The organism is Nostoc sp. DedQUE12b (assembly GCF_034530835.1).
Classification (GTDB): Bacteria; Cyanobacteriota; Cyanobacteriia; order Cyanobacteriales; family Nostocaceae; genus Nostoc.
The window spans coordinates 17404-35723 of sequence record NZ_JAVRCI010000070.1; the positions used below are offsets into that span (position 1 = coordinate 17404).

Annotated in this window: 20 protein-coding genes; 4 read left to right on the top strand and 16 right to left on the bottom strand. The window is 39.3% G+C overall.

Translation table 11 applies throughout. The features are described from left to right. Positions 1 to 184: 184 nt before the first annotated feature. The 14 genes from RMY16_RS25720 to RMY16_RS25785 form a co-directional block, all read right to left on the bottom strand. Positions 185 to 1267: an Mrp/NBP35 family ATP-binding protein gene (locus RMY16_RS25720; protein WP_322738730.1), complete on the bottom strand. Its 1083-nt coding sequence runs from the start codon at positions 1265 to 1267 to the stop codon at positions 185 to 187. A 31-nt stretch (positions 1268 to 1298) separates the two neighbouring features. Continuing rightward, positions 1299 to 1526, bottom strand: a complete 228-nt coding sequence (locus tag RMY16_RS25725) for a DUF4058 family protein (protein ID WP_322738731.1) — start codon at positions 1524 to 1526, stop codon at positions 1299 to 1301. A 40-nt stretch (positions 1527 to 1566) separates the two neighbouring features. Continuing rightward, complete coding sequence (locus RMY16_RS25730; RefSeq protein ID WP_322738732.1) at positions 1567 to 2508, bottom strand: HEAT repeat domain-containing protein; 942 nt, start codon at positions 2506 to 2508, stop codon at positions 1567 to 1569. 18 nt (positions 2509 to 2526) lie between these two features. Then, complete coding sequence (locus RMY16_RS25735) at positions 2527 to 2754, bottom strand: 4Fe-4S dicluster domain-containing protein (protein WP_012408944.1); 228 nt, start codon at positions 2752 to 2754, stop codon at positions 2527 to 2529. Positions 2755 to 2939: 185 nt separating this feature from the next. Further along, positions 2940 to 3407 carry a GNAT family N-acetyltransferase gene (locus RMY16_RS25740; protein ID WP_322738733.1) on the bottom strand — a complete coding sequence of 156 codons (468 nt, stop codon included), beginning with the start codon at positions 3405 to 3407 and terminating at the stop codon, positions 2940 to 2942. Between the two features lie 196 nt (positions 3408 to 3603). Then, positions 3604 to 4065 (bottom strand): GNAT family N-acetyltransferase, encoded by a 462-nt coding sequence (locus RMY16_RS25745; protein WP_322738734.1) that lies wholly within the window; start codon positions 4063 to 4065, stop codon positions 3604 to 3606. A gap of 24 nt (positions 4066 to 4089) precedes the next feature. Beyond that, positions 4090 to 4872 carry a class I SAM-dependent methyltransferase gene (locus RMY16_RS25750; RefSeq protein WP_322738735.1) on the bottom strand — a complete coding sequence of 261 codons (783 nt, stop codon included), beginning with the start codon at positions 4870 to 4872 and terminating at the stop codon, positions 4090 to 4092. A 74-nt stretch (positions 4873 to 4946) separates the two neighbouring features. After that, the gene (locus RMY16_RS25755) at positions 4947 to 5642 is read right to left on the bottom strand and encodes an HAD-IA family hydrolase (RefSeq protein ID WP_322738736.1); all 696 of its coding nucleotides are present in this window, start codon (positions 5640 to 5642) and stop codon (positions 4947 to 4949) included. Between the two features lie 8 nt (positions 5643 to 5650). Continuing rightward, positions 5651 to 6373 carry an HAD family hydrolase gene (locus RMY16_RS25760; protein WP_322738737.1) on the bottom strand — a complete coding sequence of 241 codons (723 nt, stop codon included), beginning with the start codon at positions 6371 to 6373 and terminating at the stop codon, positions 5651 to 5653. Positions 6374 to 6375: 2 nt separating this feature from the next. After that, positions 6376 to 8085: a fumarate reductase/succinate dehydrogenase flavoprotein subunit gene (locus RMY16_RS25765; RefSeq protein ID WP_322738738.1), complete on the bottom strand. Its 1710-nt coding sequence runs from the start codon at positions 8083 to 8085 to the stop codon at positions 6376 to 6378. Positions 8086 to 8111: 26 nt separating this feature from the next. Continuing rightward, positions 8112 to 9047 carry a sulfonate ABC transporter substrate-binding protein gene (locus RMY16_RS25770; RefSeq protein ID WP_322738739.1) on the bottom strand — a complete coding sequence of 312 codons (936 nt, stop codon included), beginning with the start codon at positions 9045 to 9047 and terminating at the stop codon, positions 8112 to 8114. Between the two features lie 339 nt (positions 9048 to 9386). Next, positions 9387 to 9728, bottom strand: coding sequence for a 4Fe-4S binding protein (locus RMY16_RS25775; protein WP_322667420.1), 342 nt, complete (start codon positions 9726 to 9728; stop codon positions 9387 to 9389). A 13-nt stretch (positions 9729 to 9741) separates the two neighbouring features. Further along, on the bottom strand, positions 9742 to 11484 hold the full coding sequence (locus RMY16_RS25780; RefSeq protein ID WP_322738740.1) for an FAD-binding protein: 1743 nt from the start codon (positions 11482 to 11484) through the stop codon (positions 9742 to 9744). A 357-nt stretch (positions 11485 to 11841) separates the two neighbouring features. Further along, complete coding sequence (locus tag RMY16_RS25785; RefSeq protein ID WP_322738742.1) at positions 11842 to 12018, bottom strand: hypothetical protein; 177 nt, start codon at positions 12016 to 12018, stop codon at positions 11842 to 11844. 131 nt (positions 12019 to 12149) lie between these two features. Between RMY16_RS25785 and RMY16_RS25790 the strand changes: the two genes are divergently transcribed. Both RMY16_RS25790 and RMY16_RS25795 read left to right on the top strand, forming a co-directional pair. Next, positions 12150 to 12299 (top strand): hypothetical protein, encoded by a 150-nt coding sequence (locus tag RMY16_RS25790; protein ID WP_322738743.1) that lies wholly within the window; start codon positions 12150 to 12152, stop codon positions 12297 to 12299. Further along, positions 12262 to 13521: an MFS transporter gene (locus RMY16_RS25795; protein WP_322738744.1), complete on the top strand. Its 1260-nt coding sequence runs from the start codon at positions 12262 to 12264 to the stop codon at positions 13519 to 13521. The genes RMY16_RS25790 and RMY16_RS25795 overlap by 38 nt, the downstream gene beginning before the upstream one ends. A gap of 305 nt (positions 13522 to 13826) precedes the next feature. Here RMY16_RS25795 and RMY16_RS25800 read toward each other — a convergent pair whose 3' ends face one another. Continuing rightward, positions 13827 to 14381: a hypothetical protein gene (locus RMY16_RS25800; RefSeq protein WP_322738745.1), complete on the bottom strand. Its 555-nt coding sequence runs from the start codon at positions 14379 to 14381 to the stop codon at positions 13827 to 13829. A gap of 469 nt (positions 14382 to 14850) precedes the next feature. Continuing rightward, the gene (locus RMY16_RS25805) at positions 14851 to 15198 is read right to left on the bottom strand and encodes a hypothetical protein (protein ID WP_322738746.1); all 348 of its coding nucleotides are present in this window, start codon (positions 15196 to 15198) and stop codon (positions 14851 to 14853) included. Positions 15199 to 15472: 274 nt separating this feature from the next. Between RMY16_RS25805 and RMY16_RS25810 the strand changes: the two genes are divergently transcribed. Both RMY16_RS25810 and RMY16_RS25815 read left to right on the top strand, forming a co-directional pair. After that, positions 15473 to 16672 carry a sigma-70 family RNA polymerase sigma factor gene (locus tag RMY16_RS25810; RefSeq protein ID WP_322738747.1) on the top strand — a complete coding sequence of 400 codons (1200 nt, stop codon included), beginning with the start codon at positions 15473 to 15475 and terminating at the stop codon, positions 16670 to 16672. A 58-nt stretch (positions 16673 to 16730) separates the two neighbouring features. Next, the gene (locus tag RMY16_RS25815) at positions 16731 to 17882 is read left to right on the top strand and encodes a DUF1822 family protein (RefSeq protein WP_322738748.1); all 1152 of its coding nucleotides are present in this window, start codon (positions 16731 to 16733) and stop codon (positions 17880 to 17882) included. Positions 17883 to 18320: the final 438 nt, after the last annotated feature.

The following is an 18320-nucleotide window of genomic DNA, read 5'->3' on the forward strand; positions in this document are numbered from 1 at the left end:
TCTTACTATCTGCGCCTCTGCGTCAAACAAATTACACCAGTTTTCATGTATTGAACCACACCGTTCGTAGGGGCGCAAGGCCTTGCGCCCCTACTAGCGATCGCCCACATAAACTCAAAATGAGCTAAATTGTAGAAGAAGTTCGGCAGCTAAACAGGGCAATTAATTGAAGTTTTTGAAGCTACTAAACTTGGTCAAGCTGCGTAGTTTTATCGTGTAACGTAAAAGTAGTATTTAATGAAGTAGCTATTTGTGTAAAAACCTCCTTTGCTGGTGAAGCATATTCACTTATAGCAATCGGATTTCCAGTATCACTACCGCTACAAATGCGGGGATCGATAGGAATTTGTCCCAATAGAGGCGCTTGTAATTCTGCGGCTAGTTGTTCGCCGCCACCACTACCAAAAATCGGTGTGCGTGAACCACAATCACCGCAAATTAAATAACTCATATTTTCAATGATGCCAAGCACAGGAACACCCACTTGGCGAAACATATATATATTACGCCGTACATCTGCAACAGCTACTTGTTGAGGAGTTGTCACTAAAATGACTCCACAAATTGGGCTTTCTTGGATAATTGTAATTTGAGCATCACCTGTACCGGGAGGTAAATCTATCAATAAATAATCTAATTCTCCCCATTCCACATCTTGCAAAAATTGCGTGATAATTTTATGCAATACAGGCCCCCGCCATGCCAACGGACGATTTGCTTCTGCAAGTAAACCCACTGACATTATTTTTATTCCTTGAACTTCTAGAGGTAAAAACTTATCACCTGTGGGAGTATTAATCACTTGAATATCAGCTTTTCCTAAACCCAACATCTGAGGGACATTGGGGCCATAAACATCAGCATCTAATAGTCCTACTTTTGCACCTTGTAATTTTAAAGCTGCGGCGATATTAACGGCTGTTGTGGATTTGCCCACACCACCTTTACCACTAGAAACTGCAAGAGTTGTTTTAACACCGGGAATTGTACAAATTTGAATATAAGTTTTTTTACACCAAGATAAAGATGATAATTTAGATTGAATTTCTGGCTGTAATTGGTGCTGATGAGAACCAATATATAACCGTAAGTAAATATAGTCATCAACTATGCGGAGATTTCGCACCATTCCCAAACTAACAATGTCATTATTTAAAATAGGTTCGATGATTTCTTTGAGTACTTGGACAACTTCTTGCTGATATAAATTAGTATCTGGTTTTACGCGATTTTCTGGATGCTGAAAGGGGGATTGGTGGTTAGACATGGTTAAGAGAAGCTTAGGGATCAGAAATTTGCTAGTTGCAGTATAGTAAAAGCGATCGCTCTGATTTAGATCCTCTGCAAAACTTCTCTCGCTCTTCAATGGAAACTCGGTATTTAGGGGCGATTTGGGGAGTTAGGTCATCAGCGTAGATGCGAAGCAGCTTGTCGTCAGACATCGCTACAATCAAACGATTGTGAACTTGATGCCAAAGTTCAGGCTGTTCCAAATACGGGTTCATTCCAGGAAATGGATTGTCCATTAGGTTTTCCCTTAATTATTTACTACTCCCTTGAAACTATTCAATCTGTTTGAATCTTCTGAATTGCACGTTGCGCTTGGATGGATACCTCTTTGTCAGGATCATCTAAGGCTTGTTGTAGGGGGTTAATAACGTCGGGATGAGCTAAATTTCCAAGTGCGATCGCAGCTTCTTTGCGGACATCTGCATATTCATCTGTTAATGCTTGAATTAATCTTGACATAACTTGAATATCTGGAATTTTTTGCAAAGCTTGTGCTGCTGATTTACGCACTTGCCAATGTTCATCATTTAAAGCTATTTCTAATGCTGAAACTGCTTGATTATTTGCATGAATAGCCAGAGATTTCGCTGCATTCCGGCGAACTTGCCAGTCACTATCATTTGTAAGTGCTTGACAAAGTATTTTAATCACTTCTGCATCTTGTAAATGTTCTAAAGTTAAAGCAGCAGCACGACGTACACTTGCTTCTTCATCAAAGATTAAATTTAAAGCTTGCGGACATTTTTCTAGTTGATTGATATATCGCAGTGTCGTCACAGCTGCTTCTCTTAACTCAGGATTTTTTGATTCTAAAAATGGTAAAATGTCGGGTAAAGATTGAACATCATGTATTTTCCGCAAAAGCACCAAAATATTTAATTGAATATTTACATCATTACTTTGGAGTTTATCTAGTAAAAGTAACAATTCATCTTGTGTAACTAACTCGTTTAATGCTGATACGGCTTCAGTACGAATATCTGTATCTGGTGAACCGAGGCATTCAATTAACGCAGGGATGGCAACAGGATTAGCAATTTCCCAAAGGGCAGATATTGCTATTTTCTGAACAGTAAAGTTTTCGTCTTTCAAAGCAATGATTAAAGCATCGATTGTTTCGTCATCGCCGAGATGTTGCAAGGTTTTGACAGCTACTATACGATCATTTCCGTCAGGCGATCGCAACATTTCTAGCCAATGGTTGAGGTCATCATTCATTAATTTTTACCCAGATAGTTAACGTAATAAAAAGGGAATTTGCACAGTAATTGCATTGGTTGGACATTCTTTTTCACAAGGTAGACAAAACCAACATTCATCATATTTCATGTAGGCTTTGCCTGTTTCTGGATTTTTTGCCAATACATCCAAGGGACAAACTTCAATACAGGCTGTGCATTTTTCTAGACATTTAGATTCATCAACGATTACAGGAACATCTATTCTCTGATTGATTAAAGCCATAAAATAACTCCATGATTTTGTATTGAAACTGCTTAACGGTAAAATAAATAGGGTAATATTACATGAATGATCTCACGATTTTGGGTTATCTAGATGTATACGATGCAGTTCATTCAAATGTTTAAATTACAGACGATGAGCAGGCAGACAGTGAGTGGTAAATGTATTAATTAACTGTATATCTTTCAATAAATCAATTTTTTATGAAAAGTAAATGATTGTTTGATATTAGTATAGCCAATTTTCTCATAAAATAAGTGTGCCTCTTTGCGTTTAATATTAGAAGTGAACAAAATATTCTCACATCCAGCCAGAAAAGCCCACTGCTCAATTTGCTGCATTAAAGAACGTCCAATTCCATTATGTCGATAATCTTTATCTACAACTAAACCCCAAATAATTGCTGAAGTTTGCCTAACTATCAAATCAGAAATATGAGCATGTGCCCAGCCAATTACATATTCATTTGCTAAAGTTGCAACATACACAATGTGAGAATTATTATTTTTAATTTTAGCAAGACGTTGCTCTATTTCTTGATTTGTCACAGTAAATCCAAGTTGTTCGTCGCAAAGAACAGCTATTCTCTCTGCATCCTTAATCTCTGCTTGTTTAATTTTAAATTGCTCAACTAGAGTAAATTGATTTGTCATTATTTTCAGTAACCCGACATCAAGCGATATTAATTTTAGCGAATAATTAAATATAAAAAATAAGTTTAGCATTGATTTTATCTAATAAATTGAGAAATATCATGTAAATATTTTCTATTTTCCCGGTATCATGTGTTAGGTTCCACTACATTCCACCCAACCTACAGGAGAGAGCGATCGCACTGCATATTTATCACTACAGCAATTTTTTATAAAAAGTTAATGATTGCTTGATATTGCTATAGCCAATTTTCTCATAAAACAAGTGAGCTTCTTTGCGTTTAATATTAGAACGTAACAGAACATTATCACATCCAGCCAGGGAAGCCCACTGTTCAATTTGTTGCATTAAAAAACGTCCAATTCCACTATGACGATAATCTTTATCTACAACTAATCCTAAAAGAATCGCTGAAATCGGAATAACTATTGAATCACAAATAGAAGCGTGCGCCCAAGCAATTACATATTCATCTTCTACAGTGGCAACATACACAATATGAGCATCGTTATTTTTAATTCTAGTAAGGCGTTGCTCTATTTGTTGATTTGTCACAGAATATTCAAGTTGTTCGCAAAGACTAGCAATTCTCTCTACATCTTTAATCTCAAATTGTCTAATTTTAATTTTTTCACTTACACTAACTTTATTTGTCATAATTTAATTTTCAATTACAATTATTTAGTTATCTAGGGTTGCACGGATAAAACGATAGCCTATATCAATCTCTGTCAAATTGTGAATATTGCCATATTTTTTAGTCCATTTTCCACTACTTAAATCTGCTGCAAGTAACTTTACTCCTTGCTCTATTAAATCTTGACTAGCTAAAGCAAAAGATGATATTCCTGCACGTACTTCTGCTTGAAGATATAACTCTGGCCGTCTCCAGCCGGCTGCTGCGAATAAATCAGATAAATCGTATGGTAATAAAAGGGGTATAGCTTCAACACGCCTTTTAGTATTACTCTGAATTAAATTAACCTGTTCGTTAAGTGGTAAAAATCGTAACGCATCTTTCCACAAAAACGGAAAATAATCATAAAGCCATATCTTCTGAGCTAATCTAATATCAAAAGTTAACAAAATTATTGCCCCATCTCTAATTATTCTGTGCATTTCCTGAACAGCTTTTTCGAGATGAGAAAAGTGATGAATTGCCAGGATACTTACAACTCCATCAACAGACTGATCTGGTAGAGATAAATTTTCTGCATAGCCAGTAAACCACTTAATTTGCTGATGTTCTACTGCTTGTTTTCGCATAACTATAGAAGGTTCAACAGCATTAACAAGAAATCCTTTATTAGCTAGCGCTAGACTGTAACCACCAGTACCAGCGCCGATGTCAGCAATAATGCTACCTTTGGGTAAATTGAGTAAATCAATTAATTTGTTAACAATACGGATATCAGGAACGCGAGTTTTTGAGTATTGTTGACCAATTGAATTATATATAGACATATTATAAAAATCTTGAAAATAATTTACAATAAAATATTTAAAATTTAACTTTAGATGAATAAATAAAAAATCTGTTAGTTAAACAATTGCAGCAAATTTAATAGTTCACTTATCATAAACTTTGGTTTTGCTTCTTGTGGTAAATTTTGATTTTTTTTGTTGTAATAGCAAAAATCCATTTTGACTTGTGTTGCTCCTGTATAGTCGTGCTTTAGAGAATCTCCAACGTAAAGAACTTCTGCTGGTGTTAAATTTAATCTAGATAAAGCATGATGGAATATCTCAGGAGATGGTTTAGCAAAACCAATTGCTTCAGAAACTACAATTTCTTCAAAAAAATGTTCAATTCCAGCAGCTTGCATTCTCGGTAATTGCGCTGATACAAACCCGTTTGTAATGACAGCCAAACGATAATTGCGTGCGAGAACAGTTAGCACTTCATTTACATCAGGTTCCATTACGCCCGAATGATTAAAAATTTGCCAAAAACTTTGACTAAGATTGCTGATTTGATCTGTTTGTATATCTAATTGAGCAAGTGTACTTCGATAAGACATCTCGATTAACTCACTAGGAGAAAAGATATCTCGCTGTCGCCAATACTTAGAATTATAAGTTTCAAAAACTTGAAGAAAAATAGTCTCCGTGACTCCATTTAAATCTAAAGATACTGCACAATCTTCCAATGCGCCAAGAATAGCTTGGCGTTCACATAGCTCAAAATTCAACAGTGTATTATCGAGATCAAAAATTATGGCTTTATAACTCATTCAATTTTTTAATTCACAAAAATGCTTTCTTCCATAGTTGAAAGGTTTCTAATTATTTTTAGTATTTCTCTGAAATCTGGACTATAAAATTTATAATTTTTATCATTAGGCTTCCTGACTAAAATTGCTTGTATACCTGCCCGTAATGCTCCATTGATATCAGCACTGTAGCTATCACCTATCATTATACATTCTCTTTTTTCAATCTTTAAATCATTGATGACATGAGTATAAAATTTGAGGCTAGGTTTCTCATGTCCAATTTTTCCAGACGTATATATTTCTTCAAAGTATTCTGTAATATTTAATTCGCCAATGATTTCGTGTAACTCAGGTATATGATTTGATAAAATTATATTTTTATAATTATTCTTGATTGTATATTGTAAAGTAGGAATTACATCATCATATAAATGCCATTTTTCAATATTCTTATATTCATTTTGGACTTGGAAAGCATATTTTATTGCCTGATTTCTATTTATCCCTACTCTCTCATATATTTCTGCAAAGTATTCATTCATGTATTCCCACCATGTTTTTTCATTAAACAATAAACTATGGGGAGTTTCAGGCGAGTGCCAAGGAAAGACATTCTTCAAGAATGGTCGAATATCTTCTAAATCTATATTGTAGATTCCATTCAATATTAAAATTGAATGTAATGTTTCACTCCACATTCCTTGACGATAACCTAGTGTATTATCAAAATCCCAAAATAAATATTTCATATTTATTTCACTGCTATATCATAAATTTCATGATGTAAATTTACATCTACAATGTAAGTATCTACAGGACGCTTAAACAATACCATTTGTCCTGATTCATCTTTCTTTAAGTTGACATAACAAAACCATTCATCATCATTTTTATCTGGATAATCTAAGCGGTAATGATAAAGTCCCCAACGAGTTTCTTGACGATATAATGATGCTCTGGCTGCCATTTCTGCACAGTCACGAATAAAGTGAACTTCTAGACTACGCATCAATTCATGAGGGTCACGAGCGCCCATTAAATCTAATGTTTCTTGATATTGCACAAAATGTTTTAAACCAATCTCGATTTTATTACCTGATTTTGGTGGTTGCAGATAATCATTAACTAAGCGTCTTAATTTATATTCTACTTGGGTGTGAGGTACACCATTCGGACGAGCTAAAGGTGCGTAAATTCTGGCTTTTTCAGCTTCTAAAAAATCTGTGTCTGGTTCGATAAAATCTAAATCTTCGATATATTCAATGGCATGAGTTCCGGCTATACGACCAAAAACAAATGCCCCAATCATGTAATTATGGGGAACGCTGGCCATGTCTCCAGCTGCATATAAACCTGGAATGGTTGTTTGAGCATTTTCATTTACCCACACACCAGAAGCACTATGACCGCTACATAAGCCTATTTCAGAAATGTGCATCTCTATGCCGTGAGTGCGATAATCTTCATTTCTACCTTGATGAAAACGTTCTCTACTCGGTCGTTCATTCGCCCACAGTATAGATTCAATTTCTGCAATTGTATCTTCATCGAGATGGGTCATTTTCAATTGGACTGGCCCTTTACCAGAATTTAATTCTTTCCAGATTTCCAACATCATTTGACCACTCCAATAGTCACAGCTAATGAAGCGATTTCCCTCGGCGTTGGCTGTATGTGCGCCAAAAGGCCCTGCAACATAGGCACAGGCGGGGCCGTTGTAATCTTTGATTAAAGGATTAACTTGAAAGCATTCAATATTACTAAGTTCTGCACCTGCATGATAAGCCATTGAATAGCCATCTCCGGCATTAGTAGGATTTTCATAAGTGCCATAGAGATAGCCGGAAGCAGGTAATCCCAATCTGCCACAAGCACCTGTACATAAGATAACGGCTTTAGCTTGAATGACAATATAATCACCGTTTCTGACATCAAATCCTACTGCACCAATAGCACGTCCGGCTTTGACTAAGACGCGGGTTGCCATGACGCGATTTGTCACTTTGACTTTGTGGCGTTTAACTTGTCGGGTGAGAATGGTTTTGAGGTCTTTTCCTTCTGGCATGGGTAAGACATATTTACCTACACGATGCACTTGTTTTAAGTCATAGTTGCCTTGGGCATCTTTTTGAAATTTCACACCCCAACTTTCTAATTCTTGGATGACTTCGTAACCTAATTTGCCTGTTTGATAAATGGCTTTTTGGTTGACAATGCCATCGTTAGCAAGGGTGATTTCGCGCACGTATTGTTCTGGTGTGGAATGTCCGGGAATAACTGCGGTATTCACGCCATCCATACCCATTGCGATCGCACCACTCCGTCGGATGTTAGCCTTTTCTAAGATCAGCACCTCTGCATCGGGATTCGCTTGTTTGGCTTTAATTCCAGCCATTGTTCCGGCCGTACCGCCACCGATGACAAGTACATCCGTTTTTATTTGTTGGGTATTGATGTCCATAAGCTTTTGCGAGTAGGGAGGAACTTCTAAGATTTATTACCGTTCCAAACGATATCTTTGACTTGGATTTGCTTGGGAATTAGCTTGATTTTGTGAAAAGTATCGGCAATGTTTTGTTGCTGAGTGATTACTTCATCTGTTAGCGGTAAAACGCCATACTTTCGTCGTTTTTCGGCAATTTCTAATGCTGCTGCGGGAATCCCTAACTCTGGTTCTAAAAACTTGGCAACTTCTTCTGGATTATTTGTTGCCCATTCATTTACAATGCTTACTTCATCTAACAGGGTTTTCAACAAATCTGGATGAGAATTAACAAACTCTTGACGCGCAAGATAGTAACCCCGATTCGGTGCTAAATTTGTCGCATCTGTTAATTTTCTAACCTTTGTGTCGTGTTCAACTGCTGCTAGGTAAGGGTCCCAAATTGCCCAAGCATCAACGTTACCACCAGTAAATGCTGCACGGGCATCTGCTGGTGTTAAATGTGCTGGTTGAATGTCACTATACTTTAATCCGGCAGCTTCTACAGCTTTGACAACAAGATAGTTAGTGTTCGAGCCTTTAGCAAAGGCTAATTTTTTCCCCTTAAGGTCAGCAACCGTTTTAATTGGTGAATCTTTCGGTACAATAATTGCTTCGGCTTTGGGACTCCAAGGATCGTAAGCAACATAAACCAAGGGAGTACCTCCGGCTTGGGCAAATATTGGTGGTGATTCACCTGTATAGCCAAAGTCAATACTACCTGCGTTCATTGCTTCTAGCATGGGTGGACCGGCGGGAAATTCTGCCCATGTCACCGAAGCACCAGCAGTCGTTAAAGTTTGCGCTAAGTTACCTCGATTTTTGAGAGCACTGAGAATAGTCGCCGCTTTTTGATAGCCGATACGAACTACCACACCTTGATTTGCTGTCTGTGTTGCTACAGAGCTACCTGTATTGTTGGCAGAACACGCAGATATCACAAGAGTCAAACTTAACCCACACGTAAAGAATAAGGCAAATATGCCAATTCTGAATATTTCATAATTTTGAAGAAGGCTGCTGACAATCTTCATCAGTCGATTTGCTAAATACTTAGTGAACATACATACATTTAAACGATAAGCAACATAATACTACGATAAATCAGGCAATTTACCGTATTTTATGATGGAATATTCACATATATAAGCTGCAAATGCAAGCTCCGAAAAAGTATGTCTAGGGGTAAAACACTTAACCTGACCAAAAACTTGCACTCCATGACTGCAAAGGCTTGATTCTTAGTTGTATCCCTCTCCTAAGAATCAAGCCTACTGAAATTAACTTTGATAGGGGCGCGGCAGTTGGCGTAGTTTATGAGCAGTATCTAATTCACTATTGTTTTTTCTGCCATATCCCCAACCCAAGATGCGACGATATTCACCCATGATGCCACTTTCAATTAATTCATCCTCATTGACTGCAACATTGGTATGAGATTCGGGCGCAACATAGAGCGCATCCGCAGGACAATATGCTTCACACATGAAACAAGTTTGACAATCTTCCTGTCGGGCGATCGCAGGTGGTTGGTTTGGTACGGAGTCAAAAACATTAGTAGGACATACTTGAACACACAGATTGCAATTGATACAGAGTTTATGGCTGACAAGCTCGATCATGATTCTGTTCCTATTACAACTTTGATACAGAGGGTGTGGTTTGAGTGGTTAGTGCTGGTGGTGTAGCGATGGCATCCTTAATCCAATCGCGCCTCACCCAAAGTCTTTCTAACCCACCGGTTGCTTGGTAATAACGCTGATTTGGATCGGTTTCGGGATAGTCCACACGAATATGTTCGCTGCGGGTTTCCGTGCGGTGTAAAGCACTAAAATATGCCCATCGCGCTACAGCCGTCAGAGCAGCCGCTCGACGAGAAAATTCCACATCGCGCACTGTATCTTGTTTCGGGTTCCCTTGTACTTGCTGCCACAGCGTTTCTAATTTGGCGAGGGAATCCAGAAGTCCCTGCTCAGAACGCAGGTAGTTCTTCTCCAACGGGAACATCTGCTCTTGTACACCGCGCACGATCGCCTCACTATCGAATGTTTCAGAAGATGGTGAAGGCGATGGCGTTCCGCCCACCGCAGGCGATCGCAATCCCACTTGACCAGCAGGACGCGCAACCCGTTCATTTGCTTGAGCGCCCAAACTTTTCGCAAAGCTAGCTGCCCCAACTCCAGCCCATTGTCCTGTAGAGATTGCCCAGGCAGCGTTAGGGCCACCACCTCCAGAAGCTAACCCGGCTAAAAACTCCCTTGATGCAGCATCACCGGCGGCGTAGAGTCCAGGAACCTTTGTACCACAACTATCATCGGTCAAACGGATTCCACCTGTACCACGGACTGTACCTTCTAAAATTAGTGTTACAGGCACTCGTTCTGTATAGGGATCAATGTCAGCTTTTTTATACGGTAGAAAAGCGATGAAATGAGACTTTTCAATCACTGCCTTGACTTCAGGTGTGGCTCGATCCAAACGAGCATAAACGGAGCCTTTGAGCAGGGCATTAGGAAGAAACGATGGATCGCGACGACCATCGACATAGCCACCAAGATCATTACCTGCTTCATCGGTGTAACTAGCCCAGCCAAAGGGAACTCCTCGTGTCACTGTGGCATTGAAAGCGGTCGAAATTGCATAGTGATTGGAAGCTTCCATACTAGAGAGTTCGCCACCAGCTTCTACTGCCATCAGCAGCCCATCACCGGTATTGGTATTGCAACCTAATGCTTTACTTAAGAATGCACAACCGCCATTTGCCAAGACCACTGCACCAGCACGAACGGTATAGCTACGACGATGTTGCCTCTGCACACCTCTTGCCCCAGCTACTGAGCCATCGTCAGCCAATAAAAGTTCTAGAGCCGGACTTTGGTCGAGAATTTGCACACCAACACGCAAAAGGTTTTTGCGAAGTACTCGCATATATTCAGGCCCATAATAACTCTGGCGCACAGATTCACCATTTTCTTTGGGGAAACGATAGCCCCAATCTTCCACTAAGGGCAAACTGAGCCAAGTTTTTTCGATCACACGCTCAATCCAACGTGAGTTAGCGAGGGTTTTTCCTATGCGATAACGCTCCGATAAAACTTTGTCCCAATTCTCTGGAGAAGGAGCCATGATGCCATTACCACTAGCAGCGGCTGCACCACTCGTACCCAGAAAACCTTTATCAACAATGATGACTTTGACTCCTTGGGATGCGGCTGCCCATGCTGCCCATGCTGCGGCAGGGCCGCCACCAATTACCAGCACATCAGCAGATAGTTGTAGTTCATTTTCTGTTAGCAATTCCTTTTCTCCTTTTTGGCAGTCACATACTTCTTTGGCACTGTGAGCGGCTTCTACAGGCAAAAATCTAATTGCCTGCATTTTAAGCACCACTTAATTTGTCATCGGTGCAGTCTTCGCCAATGAGTTTCTATAACTGGCGTGTTTTGCTCATCTGCTTTTTTGTCTATAAACTTGCGCTAGCAGTAGCCATACCGGAGGTATCGCTGATTTGTCTGGCTAAATTATGCAGTAGATAGAGTTTGCATAATATATACAAAGAGTGTATGGCAAATCACAGTTAACATGATACTCTAATTGTTAGTTTATCAAACATTAAGTATTACAAGTTAATTCTTATCCGGTTGGAACTGGTGCAATAATTGTCGGTTAAGGAGAAAAAACCTTTAACCCAAACCCAGTAACCTTTTCCCCAAACCAAATTCCAGTTTGAAATTCTTAACCGAGCAGTATTGGGAACTGGTCTACTTGAAGCCGAATCACAGAGGGAAAATAAATTAGCGATCGCGTGCGTTCATAACTAGCATCACTAGCATCAATCGGTTCATCTGGCGCATGGAGAGGGACAAAATTACCTCTAACAGGGGCCCAAATACCGTAGCGTGGTTCTGACATTTTTACCTCCAAGTTAAATGGGGACGGGGGAGATATATCTTGTTTTTTATCCTCACCTATGCAAATCTCATAATATACTACTATAAATCGATAGATTTATAGTAGTATATTTATTGTAAGTGCAAAGATAGATGGCAAAAACCATAAACTCTATCGAGATTATTACAGATGTTAAGCCATTACTATTTTATCCCGCCGCCTTAGCAAAGATGACCTTAGGTATATTAGAGGTATCTACTCAACATGAGTGTGACCCAGAGTTTGCGATCTTTCAAGTCTAAAAACTACCGTCTATTTTTTGGTGGTCAAAGTTTATCTATGATTGGTAGTTTTATGACAGAAACTACCTGTGCATGGCTAGTTTATTCTCAAACAGAATCAGTAGCTTTACTGGGCTTAATTGGTTTTCTGAGCCAGGTTCCTAATTTAATAGTTAGCCCTTTAGCTGGTATTTGGATAGAGCAGTTTAATCGACGTAATATTCTAATTACCGCGCAATTTATCATGATGATTCTCTCGTTAGCTTTAGCAATTTTTGCTTTAACAGGAATAATCAGTATTTGGCAGATAATTTGTGCAAGTATATTGCAAGGTTTACTCAGTAGCGTTGAGATACCTGCTCGCTATGCTTTCATAATGGACATAATTGAAAATAAAGAAGATATTACTAATGCAACCGCTCTTCATTCTTCTTTACTTAGCGGTTCACGGATTATAGCTCCGGCGATCGCAGGAATTATAATTGCTAGTCTTTCTCCTGGGCACTGTTTTTTAATTGATGGTATTAGTTATATGGCTATCATTACAGCTTTGTTAGCAATTAAAGTTAACAAACTAATAATGGTACGCCGGAATTATCAAAATAATATTTGGCAGAATTTAAAAGAAGGCTTTATATATGCTTATTATTTTTTGCCTATTCGCTCAATTTTACTATTGATAGCATTACTCAGTTTTTTGGGAATGCCGTATTTAAGAATTATGCCTGCTTTTGCAATTCAAATTCTTCAAGGAGATTCTACTACTCTGGGTTTCTTAACAGGAGCCTCAGGACTGGGGGCATTATTTGGTGGCATTTATTTAAGTTCTCAAACAAATTTAGTTAGGCTTGGTAAAATTATTGCCTTTGCTCCGGCTATATTTGGTACAGCATTAATTACCTTTTCATTGTCGAGAAGCTTTTGGTTTTCTTTAATGATAGTTCCAATAATAGGTTGTAGCTATATTTTAGAGTATTCATCTAGTAATTCTGTTTTACAAATAATATCAGATGATGAAAAAAGAGGTCGGCTCATGGGTATATATAATATGTCAGTTATGGGAATCATTCCATTTGGGAATTTATTTATAAGTGGATTAGCAAGTATATTTAATGTAACAAATGTTTTAATTTTTGGAGGCTTGTCTTGTATTCTTGGTTCAATTATTTTTTACAATATGTTACCAAAAATTGAAAATTTATTGCACCCAATTTATGTCAGTAAAGGAATATTGGATGAATAGCTTATACTTACAGCTTATTGCAAGTAAATGAAGTACATAGGTAAGAAAACAACATTGTTGTGTCCTCACAATCATCTGTACCTTACCCTACGGGTGACGCTCCTGCGTCGCTAACGCTACGCTAACAGCAGTCGCTCATGGGGGGAACCCCCAAGACCGTTGAAAAGATGAAACCTAGTCAAAGCAGGGTGTTGGGGGTAGGGTGTTGGGTGTAGTGTTAAGAAAATTGAATTTTAGTGCATCAAATAGAACAATTCGCTCAGTAGCAACAGTTACTGCTTTAACAATTGTCGTAATTAATCCGACTAAATAGGGTTGAGGATTACGTCATTGCAAGATTGAAACCACTTAGAACCGCCAAAACCTCCAGTAACGTAGTTTCTGCTAAATTCTGGGACTCTTCCGTTCCAGCCTGGTGGAACACTCAAATTAAGAACCCCTCCAGAACGGATTCCACCTCTAGGAACATCAGCCCATTGCCCGATAACCGTATCGCCAATTCTTGTTCCCTTGTATACATTAGTCCAGGTTCTTCCATCATCAGCGCTCATTCCCAGCCACCAAATTTCATTGCCAATTTGCCTAACGTAATAGGTGCCTCCGTCATCCGAACGCCAAATTCCATTGAAGTCTGGAGACGCAACACATAAAGCTTGCACTGGCTGGTTTAGCACTAACGGCATGGTTACAACTGAAATCGGAATCACTGACAGGGCTACAAGTGTTGATAATCCAAAACCGAGTTTTTTAACTTTCTCTTTTTTTGGCGAAGGTATTTTTGTTCCATCACTGTTGGTATCTATATTGTTAGATATTACATCGCCATTGGCATTGTAAGTATAAGTTGTAGTTGAGGTCATAAATTTGTGTTCCTTGATAAATAACTGTATGACTCCACAAGATATGCTCTTGCGTATATCTGCACACAAGCGCAGAAAAAGGAAAAATATTTTTGACTTTTGACTTACGCTTTGCAGTATTTAGGACAATCTAATATTTTATTTTTAAGCACAATCAATTATTAGTGAGAAAATCTAATCGGGTCAGTTGACCCGACTAGATTGAGCGTTTTGCTTATTAGCTGAGATTTCTGAGAGGATGTTTAAAAAGGGCCGGCTTGAGCCTCAAGTGCGACTCAGGGGTGCAATCTCAAATCCCAAAACTCCGATTCTCTCGTAGCAGTTTTTCGGTAGCCAGGGTAGTGAAACACGCGCTAGAGGACTTTTCAAACACCCTCTGACTAGTTATTTGATCTCAACTAAAACAGGACAATATAACCTGAGAGATTCAAAACAGGAAATTCACTTGAGATTTACCTATTCGGTTATGCTATATAGTATATAGCTCAATATCTTGGGCATAAGAAGTCCTGGCGTCGTATCTAAATGCATATTTACCTCCATCAGCCAAATTGTATGTGCGCAATTGGACTCCTTCAAGACCAAAATCATAGTCAAACTTAATTATTCCTCCTTGCCCAGTAGTCCATTCCGAATCCCCGTATGGGCGGACTGTTAGTGTTCCATCAACCGTGTAAGGTATCCGAAGACCCGTTTCGTTATAAATAGTAAATGTCTCTAGTCCGCCGCTAAGTGTTTCAGCATCATTTTCGTTTAAATCAACAAATAGATGTTGGTTAGCAGAAGTGCTTTCGAGCATTGTGTTAATATTCGACATGGTTTTTTTCCTTTTTTAGTTGATTGATATTTTCTTTAAGCCCCGTGCGGGACTGATTAAATCAGTTTTCATTCACCTTATTTGCACGTTTTTTGTAGTACTTAATAGGTGAACTTCTCTGATATCACTCTCTACGATGACTTTTAGTCTTTATGCACTTGGATCAGAAAAATTTTGAAAAATCTGTTAAATCCTTACCCAGTAAGGATTTAGCTTTTATACCTATGGCTGTATAATTGAAATCAGCTATGTTTCAAACAGCGGCAAGTATTCCATGCAACCCCGACAGGGCATTGTTGAAATCTTTTCTACCTTTGTGCAATTTGATCTAGATCAATTTAGTGGTTGGGCAACAGATGCCAAACTGCGACGCAGTATGAAAGTTTGCCTAGAGTCGTCAACTGAGAAATCAGATACCTTTTGGGCGCTTTACTGGTATAGAGTTTGGCAGACTCAATCTAGTGCTGTAGCACTTGCACATATTTCTGCTTATTTACAAGAGGTGTGCTATTGGACTGCCAGAAAATTCGCCCTCAACTTTCCCACGCAGTCGTCTGTAGCAGACTGTTTTCAGATGGCGATCGCTCATATTAACAAAATACTCAAAACTTTCAACCCTCAATACAGTTCGCATTTAAAAGCCTATGCAGAATTAGTTTTTGAATCGATTATCAAAGATGCACTGCGCTTACACCGGGAAGCAGACATTTGCTCAGACTGGGCATTATTGCATAAACTCAGCCGTAAACGACTAGTGCAGTCATTACAAAATGCCGGATTTAACGCCGAAAGCATCGAGAGTTATGTTTTAGCCTGGGAATGCTTTAAGGAACTCTACACAGGTGATAATATAAAAATTCGTCAGCTGACCAAACCAGACGCTCGGACTTGGGAGGCTATTAGTAATCTTTATAATGCAGAACGTTTCAGCCGATTGAGTTCACCCACTGCCGCAGTCAATCAGCAAACTATAGAAACCTGGGTATTATCTGCTGCTAAAGCTGCCCGTACTTTCCTCTATCCTAAGTTTGTTTCCGCAGACGCTCCCCTGAAAGAAGATGAGGGTAATTTATTAGATATATTGCCTGTAGATTTGCAAACATCTTTACTAACGGAAATTATTGAGCAGGAAGAAGCTGCGAATATGCGATCGCAGCAAGCTCAGTTAAACCAAATTTTGTCCCAAGCGATCGCTGCACTCGATGCTGAGTCCCAAAAAGTATTACAAGCTTACTACGTTCAACAACTGACTCAACAAGAAATTGCTGCACAGCTAGAAATTAAGCAATATACTGTTTCCCGCCGCTTGAGTAGCATTAAAAAATCATTGCTCCTGACTCTAACGCAATGGAGTCAAAATACCTTGCATATTTCCCCTAAATCCGACGTAGTAGATGCCATAAACACAAGTTTAGAGGAATGGCTTAAAGTCCAATATAGCCATACCCAAATTCAATCAGTAGACAAGATATAATTTTGTCTCTCCCCTCTCCTTAACATGGTCTTTATATGGAGCCATTCTGATATTGTTTATGTTGAACCCACCTCCGCCATTCACTATTGACTCACAGCATTTATACCTGGAAATTACTCAATCTCCAGAGGCGCAAGAACAACCATACTCAACCGCTGGTGCTTGTCAACGTGGGTGGGTAAATCAAAAATGCTTGCAAGCATTTTTGCCTTGGTTGAAGGAGGAAATTGCTCCCACCGCCAGAGTTTATCCTAACAGTGCGGCATTGCCGAGTTTTTGGGAAGTAGTCAATGGCACAGCTATTACTTTCGATCGCGATCGCCTGGTATTAATTCCCACCCTGGCGATGGATGACGATGAGTTACGCGTACCGCAAGAATGGGTAGATATACTAGAGTGGGTTGCTGACTATTACATAGCAGTACAAGTCAATCCCGATGATGGCTGGATGAAGGTTTTTGGCTATACAACCCATCAAATTCTGAAAACCAAAGGGGTTTATGATCCTGGCGATCGCACTTACAGCTTGGAAAGGGAAGATTTAATTCCAGATATTAATGTGCTGTGGGTTACACGCCAACTCGATCGGTCAGAAGCCTTACGTGCTGAAATTGCACCTTTAGATCCGATTGCCAAAATCCAGGCAGAAAACCTTTTAGAAAGATTGGGCGATCGCGATGTGAAATTCCCACGTTTAGCAGTTCCATTTTCACTCTGGGGTGCGCTCTTAACACATAGCGGTTGGCGAAAAAAGTTGTATGAACTGCGTCAGGGTTTACTTATACAGCAGTCAATTCCGCAATGGTTGCAGACAGGAGTAGCCAATTTAGCCCAACAGTGGGGATGGGAAAAAAGAGAATTTGTTGTGGTACCTGCCGGAATGCGGAGTGCAGAACCAGTTCTAGGCTTGTCTCGGCAAATAATCATTGCAGAGCAAACATACGAGTTACGTATTTTCCCAAAAAGCGCTTCTGAGGATTATGTTTGGCGTTTTGAATTGCGAAGTACAACTCTTGATGGTCAAATTCCGGCTGGGTTTAAGCTTCGACTACTAACGGAAGACTTACAAGCTTTTGAAAATAATGAAGATACGGCAACAACCCCTGTAGATATGTTGTATTTGGAAGTAATTTTGGAACTAGGAGAAGGATTGGTTTGGGAGATAGAACCCACACCTGAAGACTATGACCGAGAAATTTTGCGGTTTTAAGTGTTACCTTCAAAAATCTTCACGTTTAGCCTCTATTATTTACTCTTAAACTGAATTTCACTACACACAACAACCTATTTAGCAACCAAGATATATATAGCAGGGTGTAAGGGTACGGCAGTGCCCATAGGTGTTAATTTAACGTGAAACCCTTGTCAAGCGTGATATTGAGTTCATTCATTTATGGTTACTCACAGCGTCACCTCACCCCGGTTTTGTCTAAAGCCAAAACCGCCCCTCCCCGATGCCTTGGGGCTACGGTGTACACACAAGTCGAATTACCCCCCTCAATCCCCCCTTGTAAAGGGGGGAAGCCGGAAATCCAGTTCCTTTCCAAGGCTATGGTGTACACACAAGTCGAATTACCCCCCTCAATCCCCCCTTGTAAAGGGGGGAAGCCGGAAATCGAGTTCCCTGTTAAAGGGGCTAGAGAATTGT

Bases quoted from the DNA above. Each gene is read 5' to 3' on its own strand.
- RMY16_RS25800 (WP_322738745.1), bottom strand. From the start codon at position 14,381: ATGACCTCAACTACAACTTATACTTACAATGCCAATGGCGATGTAATA.
- RMY16_RS25760 (WP_322738737.1), bottom strand. From the start codon at position 6,373: ATGAAATATTTATTTTGGGATTTTGATAATACACTAGGTTATCGTCAA.
- RMY16_RS25755 (WP_322738736.1), bottom strand. From the start codon at position 5,642: ATGAGTTATAAAGCCATAATTTTTGATCTCGATAATACACTGTTGAAT.
- RMY16_RS25815 (WP_322738748.1), top strand. From the start codon at position 16,731: ATGTTGAACCCACCTCCGCCATTCACTATTGACTCACAGCATTTATAC.
- RMY16_RS25750 (WP_322738735.1), bottom strand. From the start codon at position 4,872: ATGTCTATATATAATTCAATTGGTCAACAATACTCAAAAACTCGCGTT.
- RMY16_RS25730 (WP_322738732.1), bottom strand. From the start codon at position 2,508: ATGAATGATGACCTCAACCATTGGCTAGAAATGTTGCGATCGCCTGAC.
- RMY16_RS25725 (WP_322738731.1), bottom strand. From the start codon at position 1,526: ATGGACAATCCATTTCCTGGAATGAACCCGTATTTGGAACAGCCTGAA.
- RMY16_RS25745 (WP_322738734.1), bottom strand. From the start codon at position 4,065: ATGACAAATAAAGTTAGTGTAAGTGAAAAAATTAAAATTAGACAATTT.
- RMY16_RS25810 (WP_322738747.1), top strand. From the start codon at position 15,473: ATGCAACCCCGACAGGGCATTGTTGAAATCTTTTCTACCTTTGTGCAA.
- RMY16_RS25735 (WP_012408944.1), bottom strand. From the start codon at position 2,754: ATGGCTTTAATCAATCAGAGAATAGATGTTCCTGTAATCGTTGATGAA.
- RMY16_RS25765 (WP_322738738.1), bottom strand. From the start codon at position 8,085: ATGGACATCAATACCCAACAAATAAAAACGGATGTACTTGTCATCGGT.
- RMY16_RS25780 (WP_322738740.1), bottom strand. From the start codon at position 11,484: ATGCAGGCAATTAGATTTTTGCCTGTAGAAGCCGCTCACAGTGCCAAA.
- RMY16_RS25805 (WP_322738746.1), bottom strand. From the start codon at position 15,198: ATGTCGAATATTAACACAATGCTCGAAAGCACTTCTGCTAACCAACAT.
- RMY16_RS25740 (WP_322738733.1), bottom strand. From the start codon at position 3,407: ATGACAAATCAATTTACTCTAGTTGAGCAATTTAAAATTAAACAAGCA.
- RMY16_RS25795 (WP_322738744.1), top strand. From the start codon at position 12,262: ATGAGTGTGACCCAGAGTTTGCGATCTTTCAAGTCTAAAAACTACCGT.
- RMY16_RS25790 (WP_322738743.1), top strand. From the start codon at position 12,150: ATGGCAAAAACCATAAACTCTATCGAGATTATTACAGATGTTAAGCCA.
- RMY16_RS25775 (WP_322667420.1), bottom strand. From the start codon at position 9,728: ATGATCGAGCTTGTCAGCCATAAACTCTGTATCAATTGCAATCTGTGT.
- RMY16_RS25785 (WP_322738742.1), bottom strand. From the start codon at position 12,018: ATGTCAGAACCACGCTACGGTATTTGGGCCCCTGTTAGAGGTAATTTT.
- RMY16_RS25720 (WP_322738730.1), bottom strand. From the start codon at position 1,267: ATGTCTAACCACCAATCCCCCTTTCAGCATCCAGAAAATCGCGTAAAA.